This window comes from Pyrinomonas methylaliphatogenes (assembly GCF_000820845.2).
Classification (GTDB): Bacteria; Acidobacteriota; Blastocatellia; order Pyrinomonadales; family Pyrinomonadaceae; genus Pyrinomonas; species Pyrinomonas methylaliphatogenes.
The window spans coordinates 262,429-280,137 of the sequence record NZ_CBXV010000002.1; the positions used below are offsets into that span (position 1 = coordinate 262,429).

Genomic DNA, 17,709 nt, shown 5'->3' on the forward strand with positions numbered 1-17,709 from the left:
GAAGATCTGCTCATCTTCGCGCCTCTTCTTGCAAACGGATCAGCAACGCGCGCCCTGCCTCTTTCGCCTCATCGAGATTTTGGATGCGCCCATCGAGCTGCATCTCATAGACTTCACGCAAGACTTGGCCGAAGAGAGGAGACGGCTGAAACCCCATCTCGATGAGATGGCGTCCCAGCAGAAGCGGCGGCGGCGCTTTTTGCGCGACATCCAATTCTCTCGCACGTTGGATAAACCAATCCTGCGCTTCGGTCGTAAACCACCGCTCGCGTGGCACCCACGGTGCGTTACGGCCTAAAGTATCGGCTTTCGAGAGTCTGTAGAGAAGCTCGAGCTCACATCGCCGAGCGAGACGGCGAAAAGCGCCGTCGCTGATCGAAGCGCGCGCTTTGTAGAACTCGCCCGGTCTCAAGTGTTCACGCACGAGGGCGAGCGTTTGCGCGCGCACGTTGTAACCGTCGAGCGTGAAGATCTTCAACCGGTCGAGGAACCTTTCGGTCGTCTCGACTCCGGCTGCGTCATGTCCGGGCGAACGCCAGCGCCCTTCGCTGAACACGGTCGTTGAGGGTTTGCCGAAATCGTGACAGAGCGCCGCGAGCATCAACGTCACTTGCCGCGGACGATCGAGGTCGGCGATCATCTCGCGCGCGCGATCGACGACGAGCAACGTGTGCGTGAAGACATCGCCCTCGGGATGCCACTCCGGGTCTTGCGGACAACCGATGAGCGCTTCGATCTCGGGAAAGAGTTGATGCGCCGCGCCTAATTCGACCAGATATTGCAATCCGATTGAGGGTTGCTCCGCCCGGAGTAAAAGTTTCTCCATCTCGCCCCAGATGCGCTCCGCCGGCAGATCCGAAAGATCCATCGCCTGGCAAAGGCGGATGGTCTCCGGTTCGATGCGTAGCTGATAGCGAGCGGCCAACTGCGCGGCGCGCAAGACGCGAAGGGAGTCTTCGGGGAAAGTCTTCGGCGAGACGACGCGCAAGATGCGCGCTTCCAGATCGGCCCGACCGCCGAAAGGATCGATGATCTCGCCGGAGAGCGGGTCCATCAAAATGGCGTTGATCGTGAAATCGCGCCGGCGAGTCGCCTCTTCGACCGACATGCTGGGATCGCCCTCGATGACGAAAGCGCGATGGCCGCGCCCCTTTTTGCTTTCGCGCCGCGGCAAAGAGACTTCGAGATCCTGATCCACCTTGTACACGGCGAACGAAGCGCCTACCGAATCGACCGTCTGGAACATCTCATCCAGGATCGCGCGCAGTCTTTCCGGCTCCACGCCATAGACTTCGACATCCCAATCTTTCGGTTCCAAACCGATCAAGAGGTCGCGCACGCAGCCGCCGACGAGCAGCGCGCGTCCACGCTCTGAGCGCACGCGCTCAGCGAGACGGATGATCTTTTCCGGGATCTTCCTTCTAATAGGCAGGTTCATCTCGAATCCAAACGCCCGCAATCACGATGATCCGTTCCTCTTTCGTTCGCGCTCGCACAAGGTCCTCTCGCCCGATGTCGCCCGATGGCGATCACTGGAGCTTTACGCGCGAAAAGCTCGCCGAGCCTGAGACTCGCGCGGGGTATCGTTGCCCCGCGACCCTTTCCGACCATTTACGCTCACGTAAGACTTTCAATTCGGGAGAAAAGATTTTTGCTCAATCTCTTCGGACTCTTTTCATTTACGCTCACGTAAGACCTTCAACGGGTTGAGGTCGCTCCAATCCCGACGCAAGCCTTCTTCAAGCTCAACTTTCAATTCGACCGGCGTATGAATCTTCAAGTCCGGGTCTTCGATGCGAAGCGCGCCGCCACTTAATTCGATGGCGCGATTCACCGCTTCGAGGCCGCGACGAAAGAGTTCATCATCGCTGTAGAGCCGTCCCCAACCTTCGCGGTAGAAAGCGTAAGCGATGTAGAACTGCGTGCGCGCATCGCGCTCTGCCGGATCTGCTAATCGCCATTCTTCGCGCGCCGCGCGATACTGCTCGCGCCGAAAAAGCTCCAGTCCGGACCGAAAGTGCCCTTCGTCCACCTTGTAAGTTCCGACGGCGACGCTGGCGCTCGTCGCGACCTCGCCCAAGTTCTGCGGGCGCGCCGCATAAAGCCAGATGATGATCGCAGCGTAGAGCAACGTCCAAACGATACCGATGATTTGAACCCACTCTCGGCGCATTGATATAATCTTTCTGTCGCTTTCGGACCAATCGCTAACGGACATTTTGCCTGCAAAGCAGCCCGAACGCCAAAGGATGGGAGATCATGTTACCGAAGATAGTTCTAGCCCGGCGCTTGAAACGAGAGCGAGGCCGGAAGAATATCGGAATCATGTTACCGAAGATAGTTCTAGCCGCCCTGCTTGTCAGCGGATGCGTTTTCGCGCAAGAGGCGCCGAAGCAGAGCGCTATGCCCAAACAGGATGAAGCGAGTTGCCCGTTGCCGCTCGATGCGGAAGTGGTCAAACGCGGCGCGCCGCTAGGCGACTCGCCGCTCGTCTCGCTGGCAGCGGCGCTACGCGAGCCGGAAAAGTTCGCGGGCAAGCGCGTGGTGATCGAAGGCGTGGCGGCGCGCGTCTGCTCGCGCGAAGGGTGCTGGATGGAAGTCGCGCCACGACTCGGCGCCACTGAGAGCGTGCGCGTGACGTTCAAAGATCACGGCTTTTCCGTCCCACTCAACTCGCAAGGCATGAGAGTGCGCGCCGAAGGCGAGTTCGTCGTCAAGAAACTGAGCAAAGAACAAGCCGACCATTACACCGAAGAGGGGGCGCGTCTTATCCGCAACGCGGATGGGACGGCAAGCGAAATCGGCTTCATCGCAACGGGCGTCGAACTGCGGCGCTTAGAATAAGCTCGAGCTGGGGTAGCGGGCGATCGAGCTCCGCCATTTCGTCGGCGACATCCATCAAGCTCGTCAAAATAGTGACGAGCCTTGTTCGGGTAAAAAGCCATGACCAAGCCGTTCAAGATTCGCGACATCGAGATCAACCCGCCCTTGATCCTTTCGCCGATGGCGGGCGTCACCGACGTCGCCTTTCGCTGCTTGCTCAAGCGGCGCGGCGGCATCGGGTTGACCGTCTCCGAGTTCATCTCGGTCGAAGGGTTGACGCGCAACAACCCGAAATCTTGGCGGCAGATGCGCTTTCACGAATACGAGCGCCCGTTCGCCGTGCAGATCTTCGGCGCGCAGCCCGAACGGATGCGCATGGCGGCGGAGATGGCCCAAGAGGCTGGCGCAGACATCGTGGATATCAACTGCGGCTGCCCCGCTCCGAAGGTCGTCAAGCATGGCGGCGGATCGGGCTTGCTGCGCGATCTGCCGCGCCTCGAAGCCATCTTGCGCGAAGTGCGCAAAGGCATCACCATCCCGCTGACGATCAAGATCCGCGCTGGATATTCGGACCGCGAAATCAACTGCGTCGAGGTGGCGCGGCTAGCTGAAGATTGCGGCGTCGAGCACGTCGCGCTTCACGGGCGCACGCGCGAACAAGGCTATCGCGGATTCGCCAATTGGGATCTGGTCCGCCAAGTCAAAGAAGCGGTCAAGATCCCCGTCTCCGGCAGCGGCGACGTGACGACCATCGAAGGCGCGTTTCAGCGCTGGCGCGAAACCGGTTGTGACGGCATCCTGATCGGGCGCGGTGCGATGATGAACCCGTGGATCTTCCGTCAAATCGAAGATGCGCTTCATGGGCGCGAGCCGTTTCAACCGACGCTCGAAGACAAGCGCGCTGTGCTGCTCGAATACTTCGAGTTGCTGCGCGATGACATGCCGGAGATCGCCGCCATCAACCGGATGAAGCAACTGGCCGGACACTTCACCAAGGGGTTGCCGGGCGGCGCTCGCTTCCGCACGGCGATCTACCATTCCCACTCCGTCCAAGAGATTCTGGACCGCATCGAAGAGTACTTCACCGCCATCGCGCAGGGCCGCCCGTACATGGGCGAAGAGACGACCGACACAAGCGACGTCCCCGCGCTCACGTCTTGCGACGCGCTGTGCGAAGCGGTTTGATGAGAACCTAGAATTCAAGCCGCCGCGCCCCGTCTTGGCGATTCATCTAGTCTGTGCGAAGCGGTTTGATGAGAGCCTGGAACTCAGGACTCCGGTTGATCGCTGAGAATTGATCGCTGTGATTGACCGGCTTGATGAGAACCTAGAATTTAGGACTCGGCATCCCGCTATCTCGAAAAAGCCCGGCGAGCGCGCTGGCCCTTTTTGAGCGGCGTCGGGACGCCACCGCGGCAGCATCCACTCTGGAAAGATTGGCGAGCGCGTTCGTGAGCTGTTCTATCTCGCATCTGGACCATAACGCTTCATCGTTCAGGCTGCCTCATGCGCTGCGAGGCATCTTCCAAGATCAACGGCGGCGGAAACGTCTCCTCAGTTCGTTCAAAGCTTGGTCGAGTTCGCGCACTCTGAGCGCTTTAGCTGTGAAGAAAAAGACCACGCAGCCGATGGCGATCGGGATCAGCGCTTCCGCGAGTCTCACCAGCAGAGTTTTGCCGGGAAGGAGCGGATCGAGCAAACGATACGCGCCGTAGCTTGCGACCGAAAGCGCGATCGAAGCGAGCGCGATCCGCACGAACGAAGCCATGATGCGGCGCCCTTCGAGCCTGCCGATGCGCCGGCGCATCAGAAAAGCGAGGGCGAAGAAGTTGACGAGCGCGACGCACGAAGTCGAAAGCGCCAGTCCAACGTGCGCATAACCGTTCGGCGTCAAAGGCGTTACGCCGAAGCGTCCGAACAGATCGCGGAAGTAGTAATTCGCCACCGCGTTCACCAAGATCGAAAAGAGGCTCACCATCATCGGCGTGCGCGCATCGTCGAGCGCGTAAAAGGCTGGCGACAGCACTTTGATCGCCGCGTAACCGGCAAGGCCGACCGCGTAAGCGGCGAGCGCCAGCGCGACCATGTGCGTGTCGGTAGCGGTAAACGCTTTGCGCTCGTAGATCAGCGCGATGATCGGGTGGCCCAACGCGACCAAACCGCAAGCCGATGGGATCGTAAACAGGAAGACGAGATTGATGGAAGAGGCCAGCGTCGAGCGGAAATCATCCATCTCCCCGCGCACGGCGAAACGCGAAATGGCCGGCAGCGTCGCCGTCCCGATGGCGACGCCGAACACTCCGATGGGGAACTGCATCAAGCGAAAAGCATAAGCAAGCCATGATGGTCCGCCGTTGATGCTCGAAGCGAAGAAGGTGTTGACCAGAACGTTGATCTGCACGGCTGCTGTGCCGATGATCGCCGGAGCCATCAAGCGCATCACCTGCCGCACGCCCGGATCGGTGAAGCTGACGATCGGTTTGAAGCGGAAACCGACCTTGAAGAGCGAGGGTACTTGAATCAGGAACTGCAACGCGCCGCCGATGAGCGTGCCCCACGCCATGCCGATGATGGCCCACTGCGCAGCGTCGCTCGGGATGGCGTTCGGATCACGCGGGCTGGTCCAGCCACCGCCGCTCAGCCAGTAGGCGAGCGCCAGCCCGCCGACGATCGAACCGATGTTGAACATGGTCGAAGCCGACGCAGGGATGCCGAAATGGTGCTTTGCGTTCAACACGCCCATCGCCACCGCCGCGAGCGCGACCATGAGGATGAACGGGAACATGATGCGCGTCAGCGTCGTCGCGAGCGCGGCCTTCTCCGGCGAAAAATCGCGCGCGATCACGGCGACGATCTCCGGCGAGAAGATGATCCCGACGATGACGATCACGCTCAAGACGATGGCGAGCGCGTTCATCACCATGTTCGCCAGCCGCCACGCTTCGCGCTCGCTCCGCTTTTCGATGTAGTCGGTGAAGGTCTTGACGAACGCTGCCGAGAGCGCTCCTTCGGCAAACAGATCGCGCAGCGTGTTCGGGATGCGGAAGCCGACCTGAAAAGCGTCGTTCAAGAACCCCGCGCCGAAATAGGCGGCAAAGACCTGCTCGCGCACCAACCCCAGAATGCGCGACCCCATCACGGCCAGCGAGACGACTCCGGCTGAACGCGCCACCGACGGGCGCGCCGATGCTGCTGTGCGCGCTTCCGCCACGCGCGCTTCCGCCACGCCCGCTTCGCGCACCGTCTCGGCCTCTTCCAAAGAGAGCGGTCCAGTGGAAGCTTCCGATTCGCTGTCCATTCGCTTCGTCACTTCAGCCATCTCTTCGCATTCGCGCCAATTCGCTCAGACGAGCGAGCATAAACAAAGCTACCTTCCAACCGCAACCGATGCTGAAAACGAGTGCACACAGTCGGAGAAGATAAAGTTGACGATCGATTCAAAGGCCACATTATAAGGATATAGGCAGGTTTGGAAGAGCGGCGGCAGCCTAATCGTTTACGTAATCTCACGCCATAGCCTCAAGAGATGGATCCGCGCCCCGGCATGTGGGACGGAAGCAAGAGAGTTCGGCACCGAGACTCATCTTAAGCTCAAGAGGAGTCTGCTCACCTATTCGCACATCTGTTCGTATGGCCGTGATCCCTTGCAAGTGATGAACGTGATCAGGGTATCCACAAGGCGATCACGCCTCATCGGCAAGCTGTCTTTGCCATGTAACACCTCTTGGATGAGAAAGTGATAGACCAAAGATCCGATGAAAACCCTCGCCGCTGCTTCGGGGTCGGCGAGTCTGAGCTGCGTTTGAGAAGCTAAATACTGCGCAAGAGATTTGATAACCGGCTTGACTACGCTGCGAATGTACGCATTGGCTAATTCGGGAAAGCGTTCCGATTCGCCAATGATGAGCCGAATGAAGGCTTGAAATTGTTTGTCGGTTGCAACATCGTCGAGGATGCTTATTGCCAAACGCTTCAAGGCGATATGCGGGTCTGTTTGTGCAGATTGAAGCGTTGACAACATGCCGAATATCGTGCGAAATCTTCTCTGAACGAGGTGTTCGATCAACGCATTGAACAACTCCTCTTTATCCTCGAAGTAACTATACACGGTCGCTTTCGAAACACCCGCAGCCGCGGCCACTCGGTCCATACTGGTGGCGGCATAACCGTGCGCAAGAAATTCGTGCATCGCACTTTCCAAAATCACTGCGGCCTTTTCCGGCAACCCCTCAAGATCGAGGTCGTTCGTCTGTTTGCGTCTCATGCCCTTCACCCTTCGCGAGTAGTGTAATCGAACTTGACAGGATTATACCAATGCGCTAGCATGTCACTGAACTGAACGGTTTAGTTTACATCATCAACCATCATCAACCGACCGATCGAAACTAGAATCAGCGCCCAACCAGCAAGTAGAAGTCGGGGGCTTGAAGTTTCATGGTCATCAAAGATCGCTTCATGCGCAATCTTTCTCGACGAACAGTTATTCTCCTCATCTCGCTTGCGCTGCTGCTTGTCGCTGGATTTTTCGTCTGGCTTCCCCTCTTACGCTCGCCCAGAGCGACCGAAGAGGTCATCGCCTTGAGCGGACGGATCGAAGCCGACGAAGCGGCGGTAGCAGCGAAGACTCCCGGGCGCGTGCGTGAAATCACCGTACGCGAAGGCGATCAGGTCAAAGCTGGACAGGTCATAGCGATCCTCGATGACGATCAACTGAGTGCGCGTGAGCATCAGGCAGAAGCAGCCGTGGAGCAAGCTGAAGCGCGTCGGCGCTCCGCTGAGCGACAGATCGCAGTACTTCAAGACCAGCTTCGACAAAGCGAGATCAGCGTTTCTCAAGCTCGCGCAGACGCTCAGGGGCGCGTGCGCCAAGCCGAGGCGCAAGTCGCCGCGGCCCAGTCCCAGCTCGCGCAAGCCGAAGCCGCATATGAACTTGCTCGTTATGATGCGGAACGCCTTATAAAGCTTGCTCATTCCGGCGATGTATCTGAGCGCACAGCGCAACAAGCGCGATCTAATGCTGAACTGCAAGCTGCCGCGGTGCTCGCGGCGCGCAAACAAGTCGAAGCGGCGCGCGGCGCACTTGAAGCGGCACGCGCCAATCTATTCAATCCCCCGATTCGGTCCGCGCAAGTGGATGCCCTTGAACAACAGATCGCGCAAGCGCGAGAGGAGATCGCCGCAGCGGAAGCCGAAGCGAAGAGAGCGCGCGCTCAACTGGAAGAAGCGCGGGCCAATCGTAGAGATCTGCAGATCGTTGCTCCTTTCGATGGCACCGTCGTCGCGCGCGTGGCGGAACCGGGCGAAGTCGTCGTTGCAGGCACGACCATCATCACGCTCGTCAACTTAAGCGAGGTCTACTTGCGGGGTTTCGTTCCTCAGTCTGAAATCGGGCGTGTTCGCGTCGGTCAACCGGCGCGCGTTTATCTTGACTCAACTCCTAATCAGCCGATTGAAGCCTACGTCGCGCGCGTCGATCCAGAGGCGAGCTTCACTCCCGAGAACGTTTACTTCCGCAACGAGCGCGTCCGACAGGTCTTCGGCGTGCGGCTGCAACTCAAAGGCGCATTTGGGTTCGCAAAGCCAGGGATGACCGCCGAGGGAGAAATTCTCGTTTCTAGGTAAGCTGACCGTCCGACGGAGGTGCGAGATGAGCGCCGATGCAGTCACAGAAGGGACAGCCGCTTCAACCGATGTGTTCCTGCAAAAGCCGCTGGAAGATGCGGTTCCTATCCGCGTCCGCGACCTGCGTAAAAGCTACGGCGCGCTCGAAGCGGTGAAAGGCGTCAGCTTCGCGGTGCGAAAGGGTGAAATCTTCGGATTGATCGGACCAGATGGCGCGGGTAAATCTTCGATCTTTCAAATCCTCGGTGGCGTGATGCAACCAAGCGATGGGGAGGCTTCCATCCTCGGGCGCACACCGCGCGATGCGCGTTCAATGATCGGCTACCTCACGCAAACCTTCAGTCTCTACCAAGATCTAAGCGTCGCGGAAAACCTGCGTTACGTCGGCGAATTGCGTCTTCTATCGAAGGAGGAAATTAGAGAACGCAGCGCACATTACTTGCGCATGTTCGACATGGACCGTTTTGCGGATCGTCTCGCTGGCCGCTTAAGCGGCGGCATGAAACAGAAGCTCGCGCTGGCTTGCGCACTCATCGCCGAACCCAAAGTGTTGCTTTTGGACGAACCGACGACCGGCGTTGATCCAGTGTCGCGGCGTGAGTTCTGGGACGCGCTGATCCCCTTAGCAGCTAGAGGCATGACGATCCTCGTTGCCACGCCCTATCTGGATGAAGCTGAACGCTGTCACCGCATCGCGCTGATCCATGAAGGGCGCATTCATGCGACGGGGACTCCCGCTGAACTTCGTCACAGTCTGGGGCTCGAACGGCTGGAAGTGCGCGCCAATGATTTAGCTCGCGCCGAAGAACTTTTGCGCAAGGCGCGTGGGATTGAAGATGTGCAGCGCTTTGGCGACCGCCTCGATGTCCTGGTGCGTGACGTAGCTCAGGGCGAAAGGAGTGTGCGCGAAACTCTCAAGGACTTAAACGTAACAGAGCTTCATCTCAGAGAACCGACGCTCGAAAACGCTTTTGTCGCCACCTTGCGCGAACTCGAAGGAGACGTTAGCCTGTCGCCATTCCCCCGTGCGCGGCAAACAGGCATGCCGAAAAGGAACACCACCGCCATCAGCGCGCGCAGCTTAAGCAAGCGGTTTGGCGATTTCCAAGCGGTCAAAGGCGTCGATCTCGAAGTCAGATACGGCGAGATTTACGGGCTTTTAGGGGCCAACGGCGCCGGCAAAACGACGACGATCAAGATGCTTTGCGGCCTACTTGAACCATCTGGCGGCACAGTTACGCTCGCCGGTGAACGCGACCTTCGTTCAAGTTCCGTTCGCCAGCGCATCGGTTACATGTCGCAGAAGTTCTCGCTCTACGATGACCTAACGATTGAAGAGAATTTAGATTTTTTCGCCGGCGTGTACGGCGTACCGCGCCGCGAGCGCGAGGAGAAGAAGCGTTGGGTGCTCTCCTTCTCCGGTCTTGAAGGTCGCGAGAGACAACTGACAGGCTCTTTGCCCGGCGGCTGGAAGCAGCGCGTTGCCTTCGGCGCCTCCATCATGCACGAACCTGAAGTGCTCTTCTTAGATGAGCCGACGTCGGGCGTTGATCCGCTTGCCCGCCGCGCTCTCTGGCGGATGATCAACGATCTCGCCGATTACGGCGTCGCCATCCTCGTCACGACGCATTACCTCGAAGAGGCCGAGCAGTGTAACCGCCTCGGCCTGATGGTCGCGGGCTACATGGTCGCGCAAGGGTCACCATCTGATCTCAAAACCGCACAGCGCGGCACATTGATCGAACTCATTACGGACGAACCGCAACTTGCCATGAAGATCCTGAGGGATGAAATGGAGCGGTGGCGCGTTTCTCTCTTTGGCGATCGCTTACACGTAGTCGTTGATGAGGATGAAGACACAGCAATCAAGAAGCTGGCCGACCGATTGAAGCGTAACGGGATTGATGTTGTCAGAGCCTATCGTGAACCTTTTTCGCTCGAAGATGTTTTTATCCAAACTGTAGAGCGAGCGCGCCGTGAGGGGAAAGTGGCTCCAGAAGATTGAAAACGTATCATGAGACGAATCATCGCACAGGCTCGTAAAGAGTTGACGCAGGTATTTCGCGACCGGTTGACGCTCGCGCTTGCGCTCTTATTGCCGCTAGTTCTGCTAGCGTTACTTGGGAAGGCGATTTCGCTTTCTGTCACGAATATCCCGGTCGTGGTGCAAGACCTGGATCGGACACCTTCCTCACGCCGCTACATCGAAACCTTGCAGGCCTCGCTTACCTTTCGTGTCGCGCCGCTGCCTCTTTCAACACAACCGCCGGAGGCGCTCGAAAGAAATGAGGCTTACGTCGCCATCGTCATTCCGCCGCAGTTTGAGCGCAGCCTTCAACGTGATCGGGAAACGGAAGTGCAGTGGCTCGTGGACGCGACCGATGCCAACACCGCGAACATCATGCGCGCGACATCTGTTGCCCTAACACAGGATTTTCTCACGCGCATGAACCTTATGGCTGGAGTTCAACCTGCGATTCGCGCCGAGATTCGCTTCTGGTACAATCCCGGTCGCGAGTCAGAGAAGCACATCGGCACGGGCGCATTCGCCGTCATGCTCGCGCTTTTCCCACCGCTGCTCGCGGCGCTTGCTACATCGCGCGAAGACGAGCAAAAGACGATCCTACAGGTTTACGTCTCAAGCATCTCAGCGCAGGAGTATCTTCTGGGGAAAGCGCTCGCCTTCATGTGCGTGGCAATAGCTGAATGGGTGCTTTTACTTGCGTCCGCTATTCCCCTGTTCGGGTTACGTTTTGCTGGCACCCCTGCGCCCTTATTCCTAAGCACGATGGCCTACCTTTTTTGCAGCGTGAGTTTCGGCCTGCTCGTCGGCACACTGATCCGGAACCAAGCAGCGGCGATTCAAGCAACGCAAACCGTAGCTTTTTTGCTTTCATTTCTCCTCTCTGGCTTCATTTTCCCGATCGCCAACATCCCAACCAGCGTGCGCTGGATCTCCCATCTGGTGCCAGCACGCTATTACATAGAGGTCACGCGCGATGCTTTCTTGCGCGGCGGCGGATGGGCGGCCGTATGGCACGTGCCTGTGATGCTCGCCCTTCTCGGCAGCCTCTTCTTTCTCATCGCGTGGCTACGTATGCGTCGCATGCAGATGGATGTATGAGGAAAACTCTTCAAGATTTCACAAACCAACGCCTCTGGGCGCTCTTCATGAAAGAGTTGCAGCAGATCAGGCGTAATCGCCGTCTCGTCATCTCGCTCATTGTTCCACCGACGCTACTCGTTTTTCTCTTCGGTTTCGCGCTCAACCCACAAGTGCGGAATCTCCGATTAGGCGTTGTTGATGATAGTCATACCCCGGAGAGCCGTGAACTCGTTTCAGCTTTTTTCGAAAGTGGTGTGTTTCAAGTCGAAAGTTACTACACATCATCTGATGCGTTAAGCCGCGCGCTCGATGCAGGGGATTTAGACGCCGGACTTATTGTGCCGAGCAATTTCGCCAAAAGGTTGGCGCGTGGTGAAGCCGTTGATGTCCAGTTGTTCGTCGATGCCGTCGATTCGAACAAAGCCACCATCGCTGGAGGCTATGCATCACGCATCATCGCTGCGTTGAGCGACCGTCTCACACAAGCTTCGCCCTTAACGGTAAGTATCAAACGCGCTCAGCCTCCGCGAGCGCGCAGCGCTGTGCCGCGCGTGGCTCTTTTCTACAACCCAGGCTTGCGCAGCGATTGGTTTATCATTCCCGGCATGCTCGGAGTACTGCTCATCCTAAACGGATCGCTCGTCGCCGCAGCGACGATGGTCAGAGAGAAGGAAGCCGGCACCGTCGAACAACTACTGATGACTCCAGCCGAAAGTTTGGAGATCATCACAGCGAAGATCGCGCCGCTCTTTCTCCTCCTGTCGTTAGATATTTGGTTGGTGCTCAGCATCGGTTATTTTGTCTTTGGCATTCCCGTGCGCGGCAGTTTACTTTTGCTCTTCGCCACCGGACTTCTTTGCACCTTGGCCGGCATCGGCATCGGCACACTCATCGCGACTTTCACCAAAACTCAACAACAAGCACAGTTGATGGGCTTCTTCGTTAATCCACCGCTCTCGCTTCTATCGGGCGCGATGACACCTGTCGAGGCGATGCCGCAATGGTTACGGCCGCTTACGAACCTAAATCCCGTGCGGCACTTCGCCATCATCGCGCGCAGCATCATGTTCAAGGGAGTCGGCTTCGAAACGCTTTATCCACACATTTTCGCGCTACTCGGGATTACCCTTGTCCTCATTAGTTTCAGCGTATGGCGATTTCGAAAACAACTCTAAAGCGCGATCGATAAGCCCATTCGAGCGAACTTTATCCTGTCTCCCGACTTGAAGCAGGATGACGAAAATCAAACTGATTGTCCTCAGCCGCTCGATTCATGAGTTGATTCAGTGATATCGAAAATAACTACAGGCCATGTTCTTTGATCTTGGTGAGCAGCGTTTTGTAGCTTATGCCGAGGCTCTCTGCGGCGCGCGCTTTGTTGCCTTCGTGCGCGCGCAGCGCCTCGCCGATCTTGCGGCGTTCGACCCAACGCGCGGCGCGCTCGACCGCTTCCGCCAGCGACCCCGAAAGATCCATCTCGCGCCAATCTTCGATCTGCTCCTCGCGCCGTTGCAGGAAGGCGAAGTCATCCGCTCGCAGGACCATGCGGTCGGCCAAGATGCAGGCGCGTTCGATGGCGTTGACCAGTTCGCGCACGTTGCCGGGCCAACGATGCGCGCACAAAAGACGCAGCGCATCGTCGCTCACGCTCATCTCGCGCCCGCGTAACTCGCGCCCGAACTTCGCCGCGAAGTGGCGCGCAAGAAGCGCGATGTCGCCGCCGCGTTCGCGTAGCGGCGGGATCCGCACGGGGAAGACGGCGAGGCGGAAGAAGAGATCGCCGCGAAACTCGCCGTGCGCCACCGCCTCTTCCAGATCGCGATTGGTCGCCGCGACGATGCGTACATCGACCGGAACGGGTGCGCGCCCGCCGACGCGGTCCACCACGCGCTCTTCGATGACGCGCAGCAATTTGGCCTGCGCTCCGAGCGGAAGCTCGCCCACCTCGTCGAGAAAGACCGTGCCGCCGGAAGCGAGTTCGAACTTTCCGGGACGCCGTTCGTGTGCGCCCGTGAACGCCCCTTTCTCGTGGCCGAAGAGTTCCGATTCGATGAGCGTTTCGGGAATGGCGGCGCAATTGACGGCGACGAATGGACCATCGCGCCGCTCGCTCAGATGGTGCACGGCGCGCGCGAAAAGCTCTTTGCCTGTGCCCGATTCGCCCAACAAGAGCACGGTCGCTGCGGTGCGCGCGACCTTTTGCGTTTCGGCCACGGCGCGCTTGATCGCCTCGGACTCGCCGATGATGCGTGGGAAACCGTAGCGGCGCGCCCATTCCTCGCGCAGCAGGATGTTCTCCGTGCGCAAGCGGGCCTGTTCGAGCGCGCGTTCGACCAAGAGCAAAAGATGGTTCGAATCGACCGGCTTTTGCAGGAAATCGTAAGCGCCCTCTTTCATCGCCTGCACGGCTTCATCGATGGAACCGTAAGCGGTCATGACGATGACCGGGGTTTCAGCGCTTGCGCGCTGCGCGGCGCGCAGCACATCGAAGCCCGACCCGCAGGGCAGACGCAGATCGGTCAGGACCAAACGATAGCGCGCAGTGGCGATCCTGTCGCCAGCTTCGCGCGCGTCGCGCGCTTCGGTGACGGCGTAACCAGCCGCTTCGAGCGTCAAACGGAGCGCGCGACGCAAGCTGTCTTTATCTTCAACAAGCAAAATATCGGACATGTTCGAGCGGTTCCGCAGGCAACTTATTTGGGCGTGATGCTGGGGCCGGCTAAGAGGTTAACGGTTACGACGCAAAGGCCGTAACTCGAAGTCGATGGTAGCGAGCCACCGAAGTGAGTGTCAAGCATCGCCTTTGAAATCCGCGCGGAAGATGAGACGACGAATGATCGCCTCGACTTGCCGAGCGATTGAATTCCGCTTAACGAAACGCGCTCGTTTCGCTTTGAAGCTCCCTTGCGCGCACGCGCGCAAGGGAGCTTTGGAGTTGCAATCGTCCTTCGAAAGATTCAATCGAGCAAATGGCGCAAAGCGGCTTCAAGCGTCGGATACAAAAATTTGTACCCGCTATCGAGCAACTTCCGCGGTTCGACGCGCGCGCTCGCTAGAACCAACTCATCGGCCATCTCCCCGAACGCCCAGCGCAACGCGAACGCGGGCACGGTGAGGAAGGCCGGTCGATTCAAGACGCGCCCCAAGGTGCGCGTGAATTCGTGGTTCGTCACCGGCTGCGGAGCTACGACATTGACCGGGCCGCTTATCGTGTCATCTTCGAGCACGTGGAGGAAAGCCCCGACTACATCATCGATGACGATCCAACTCATCCACTGTCGCCCATCGCCTATTTTGCCGCCCAACCCGATCTTGAAGGGGATCAACATCCTCTTCAATAGCTGGCCTTGCCGACTCAAGACGAGCCCGGTGCGCATATGCAGAGTGCGGATCCCAGCTCGTCTCGCCTCTTCTGCTGCGGCTTCCCATTGGCAACAAACTTCAGGAAGGAACCCAGATCCCGGTGGACTCTCTTCGGTCAGAACCTCATCGCCGCGGTCGCCGTAATAGCCGATGGCTGAAGCGCAAATAAAGACCTCAGGCGGGCGTTCGAGGCGGGCCAGCGTCTCCGCTAAAAATCGCGTCCCCTTGACGCGACTATCGCGCACGCGCCGTTTCTTCTCCTCATCCCAACGCCCATCCGCGATGTTCTCTCCGGCAAGATGAATCACCGCCTCACAGTTATCCAGAGCTTTATCGTCTATCTGCTTCATCATCGGATTCCAAAAAGCCTCCGTTGATCCATCAGGCCGGACAACCGTCGCTTTCCGCCGAACGAGGCGGATAACCCGATATCCCTTGGCCAGCAGAGCGGGAATGAGCGCAGAACCGATCAAACCGCTGGAACCTGTGACGACTATCTCCATCCTCTCCCCCCTTCTAAAAGCGATCTCTACACGCATCGTTCATCAAGCGCGAACGTAAGAGCGCCCCGCACACCTAAAGCCGGAATCTACGGGACGCGCGTTCGCCAAAAAGCTCGAAGAGCGCAAAAAAGCGATCCATCAAAATCGAAAACACTTCCCTCCGGCTTCTCCCGCACGCCCTGCCAACCCCCGCTATGCGGGGATCTATGCAGGACCATGCTTGCTCGAAAACATCAGCGCCTTGAAATGCCCTTTAGTAACGTGGACCGACAGCGCAGCGTCGTCGCTCTGGGCCGAGACCTATTCGGCTACCAAGAGCGATGCCGATCTAGAACTTTTCTACAGGACGACAACTAATTCGAATTACTCGAAGCGGCATCATTCAACTGCCGTAACGCTGCTCCAGGGCTTCGCGCGCTACTTCACGATCATCGAAATGGATCCTTTGCGAACCGACGATCTGATAATTCTCGTGTCCCTTCCCTGCAATTAGCACAATATCACCACTTTGCGCAAGAGAGATGGCATGGAAGATCGCTTCGCGCCGATCGACGATCTTGGCATACGGTCTACCGATCTGGCGCAATCCCACCTCTATATCGGCGAAGATCCTTTCAGGATCCTCACTGCGCGGATTGTCCGAAGTGACGATCACCACATCGGCGAGCTCCGCTGCGATCCGGCCCATCGGAGCGCGCTTCGTGCGATCGCGATCACCGCCGCAACCGAAGACGAGGATGATGCGCCCGGAAGCGAGCGCGCGCGCCGTGCGGAGGACGCGCGCCAACGCATCGTCTGTGTGCGCATAGTCAACGATTACAGCGAACCCTCTGCCGCCCTCGACGCGCTCGAATCTTCCCGGCACGCCTGTGCAAAGCTCTATCCCGCGCGCGATCTGCTCCAACGTGTAACCGAGGGCCAGTCCGACCGTGGCAGCAGCGAGGATGTTGTAAACGTGTGGTTCGCCGACGAGCGGGGATTTGACCTCGATCGCACCGACGGGCGTGTGAAGCGTAAAGCGCACGCCTTCGAGCGACAATTTCACATCGCGCGCTGCCACATCCGCCTCACGATCGATCGCATAGGCAAGGACGCGCCTTCCCATCCTGCTCAACTCTTGCTTCAGCTCCACGCCGCGTTCATCGTCCAAGTTGACGACCGAGTTCTTCGGTGGACCGCCCGAAAGTCCCGTGAACAACTTCCGTTTGGCGGCCCAATAGTTCTCCATCGTGCCGTGAAAATCCAGATGATCGCGCGAGAGATTCGTGAAGACGGCGACTTCGAATCTGAGTTCATCGCAACGGTGGAGCTCGATGGCGATCGAGGAGCACTCCATCACGGCGGCTCGACAGCCGCGTTCCACGGCGCGCCGCAAATAACGTTGCGTATCGCTCGCTTCAAGCGTCGTGCGCTCTGCCGCGATGCGCTCCGCGCCGATGCGATATTCGACCGTGCTCAGCATGGCGCACGGGTCGCCCGCCGCTTCGGCGATGCTGGCAACCAGATAGGTGGTCGTCGTCTTGCCGTTCGTTCCGGTGACTCCGACCAGCCGCAATTCGCGCGACGGGTGGCGATGCACGGTCGCTGCGGCCTTTGCGAGCGCGACGCGCGCATCCTTCACACGTATCCAAGCCGCACGAAAACCTTCGGGCCGCCCTCGTTCTGAAATAACGCCAATCGCTCCGCGCTCGAGCGCCTGTTGAATGAAAAGATGCCCATCGGTCTTCTCCCCTTGAATGGCGACGAAAAGGCTGCGCTGCCCGGCGCTGCGCGAATCATGCGTTATGTCTTCGACGACGAGACCGGCATCCCCCCACAACTCTCCTTCGACGGCGCGCGCCACTTCGCCGAGCGTAATCATCGCACCAGAGAGCGAAGCGTTCATCTTTGAAGACGTCTCCTCTGAAGAATCATCGCGCTCTTTTCGGGCGGCGCGGAAGAGGGGCGACCGCTAGCGCATTCGAAGCCCACTTAAAGCCAACGCGCGATGAGATAGATGGCTCCGATGATCCCCCCGATGGCAAGCAGCACGACCAGCGCCAAGCAACTGAAGAAGGCTATTTTGACCTTGCGGTAGTAGTTCGGATCCGGCGGCGATAATGGGTTTTGCGGGAAATAGGGCGGCGGAGTTTGCGTCATCACATCCTCTCCATCTGAAAATCGCTCGAGTCCAGAGCGCTCGAAAGAGTATATCAACCAGGTTCCGGCAGGCAAAATATCGTTTGCCTGCCGGAGCTTTACGGGGCTTCGATTCGCTCGACCAGCTCGCCCGCTATGCTTAGAATCTTGGAG

General features: G+C 58.6%; 14 protein-coding genes. 6 read left to right on the plus strand and 8 right to left on the minus strand.

What is annotated here, in order from left to right; translation table 11 throughout:
* Positions 1 to 10 precede the first annotated feature (10 nt).
* On the minus strand, positions 11 to 1,438 hold the full coding sequence (locus PYK22_RS02820) for a CCA tRNA nucleotidyltransferase (protein WP_041974087.1): 1,428 nt from the start codon (positions 1,436 to 1,438) through the stop codon (positions 11 to 13).
* 237 nt (positions 1,439 to 1,675) lie between these two features.
* A complete protein-coding gene (locus tag PYK22_RS02825; protein ID WP_041974089.1) occupies positions 1,676 to 2,173 on the minus strand; it encodes a hypothetical protein in 498 nt (165 codons plus the stop codon).
* A 152-nt stretch (positions 2,174 to 2,325) separates the two neighbouring features.
* On the opposite strand from PYK22_RS02825, the gene PYK22_RS02830 reads away from it, so the two are divergent.
* Together PYK22_RS02830 and dusB are read left to right on the plus strand one after the other, a co-directional pair.
* On the plus strand, positions 2,326 to 2,844 hold the full coding sequence (locus PYK22_RS02830; RefSeq protein WP_060635265.1) for a DUF4920 domain-containing protein: 519 nt from the start codon (positions 2,326 to 2,328) through the stop codon (positions 2,842 to 2,844).
* A 99-nt stretch (positions 2,845 to 2,943) separates the two neighbouring features.
* Complete coding sequence (gene dusB, locus PYK22_RS02835; protein WP_060635266.1) at positions 2,944 to 4,008, plus strand: tRNA dihydrouridine synthase DusB; 1,065 nt, start codon at positions 2,944 to 2,946, stop codon at positions 4,006 to 4,008.
* Between the two features lie 346 nt (positions 4,009 to 4,354).
* On the opposite strand, the gene murJ is transcribed toward dusB, so the two are convergent.
* Both murJ and PYK22_RS02850 read right to left on the minus strand, forming a co-directional pair.
* A complete protein-coding gene (gene murJ, locus PYK22_RS02840) occupies positions 4,355 to 6,142 on the minus strand; it encodes a murein biosynthesis integral membrane protein MurJ (RefSeq protein ID WP_083437554.1) in 1,788 nt (595 codons plus the stop codon).
* Between the two features lie 291 nt (positions 6,143 to 6,433).
* Positions 6,434 to 7,087 (minus strand): TetR/AcrR family transcriptional regulator, encoded by a 654-nt coding sequence (locus PYK22_RS02850; RefSeq protein WP_041974093.1) that lies wholly within the window; start codon positions 7,085 to 7,087, stop codon positions 6,434 to 6,436.
* Between the two features lie 191 nt (positions 7,088 to 7,278).
* Here PYK22_RS02850 and PYK22_RS02855 point away from each other — a divergent pair, with 191 nt between their 5' ends.
* The 4 genes from PYK22_RS02855 to PYK22_RS02870 are packed head-to-tail and all read left to right on the plus strand — an operon-like array spanning position 7,279 to position 12,726.
* A complete protein-coding gene (locus PYK22_RS02855; RefSeq protein ID WP_162199778.1) occupies positions 7,279 to 8,445 on the plus strand; it encodes an HlyD family secretion protein in 1,167 nt (388 codons plus the stop codon).
* A gap of 25 nt (positions 8,446 to 8,470) precedes the next feature.
* Positions 8,471 to 10,450, plus strand: coding sequence for an ATP-binding cassette domain-containing protein (locus tag PYK22_RS02860; protein WP_083437555.1), 1,980 nt, complete (start codon positions 8,471 to 8,473; stop codon positions 10,448 to 10,450).
* 9 nt (positions 10,451 to 10,459) lie between these two features.
* Entirely contained in the window at positions 10,460 to 11,569 is a 1,110-nt protein-coding gene (locus PYK22_RS02865) for an ABC transporter permease (RefSeq protein ID WP_041974097.1), read from the plus strand.
* Positions 11,467 to 12,726, plus strand: a complete 1,260-nt coding sequence (locus tag PYK22_RS02870) for an ABC transporter permease (protein WP_083437556.1) — start codon at positions 11,467 to 11,469, stop codon at positions 12,724 to 12,726. The genes PYK22_RS02865 and PYK22_RS02870 overlap by 103 nt, the downstream gene beginning before the upstream one ends.
* Before the next feature lie 127 nt (positions 12,727 to 12,853).
* On the opposite strand, the gene PYK22_RS02875 is transcribed toward PYK22_RS02870, so the two are convergent.
* The 4 genes from PYK22_RS02875 to PYK22_RS02890 form a co-directional block, all read right to left on the minus strand.
* Positions 12,854 to 14,221, minus strand: a complete 1,368-nt coding sequence (locus PYK22_RS02875; RefSeq protein ID WP_041974101.1) for a sigma-54-dependent transcriptional regulator — start codon at positions 14,219 to 14,221, stop codon at positions 12,854 to 12,856.
* 287 nt (positions 14,222 to 14,508) lie between these two features.
* Positions 14,509 to 15,417, minus strand: coding sequence for a TIGR01777 family oxidoreductase (locus PYK22_RS02880; protein WP_041974103.1), 909 nt, complete (start codon positions 15,415 to 15,417; stop codon positions 14,509 to 14,511).
* 382 nt (positions 15,418 to 15,799) lie between these two features.
* Positions 15,800 to 17,302, minus strand: coding sequence for a UDP-N-acetylmuramoyl-L-alanyl-D-glutamate--2,6-diaminopimelate ligase (locus PYK22_RS02885; RefSeq protein WP_041974105.1), 1,503 nt, complete (start codon positions 17,300 to 17,302; stop codon positions 15,800 to 15,802).
* 86 nt (positions 17,303 to 17,388) lie between these two features.
* Positions 17,389 to 17,556, minus strand: a complete 168-nt coding sequence (locus tag PYK22_RS02890; RefSeq protein WP_157770629.1) for a hypothetical protein — start codon at positions 17,554 to 17,556, stop codon at positions 17,389 to 17,391.
* Positions 17,557 to 17,709 lie beyond the last annotated feature (153 nt).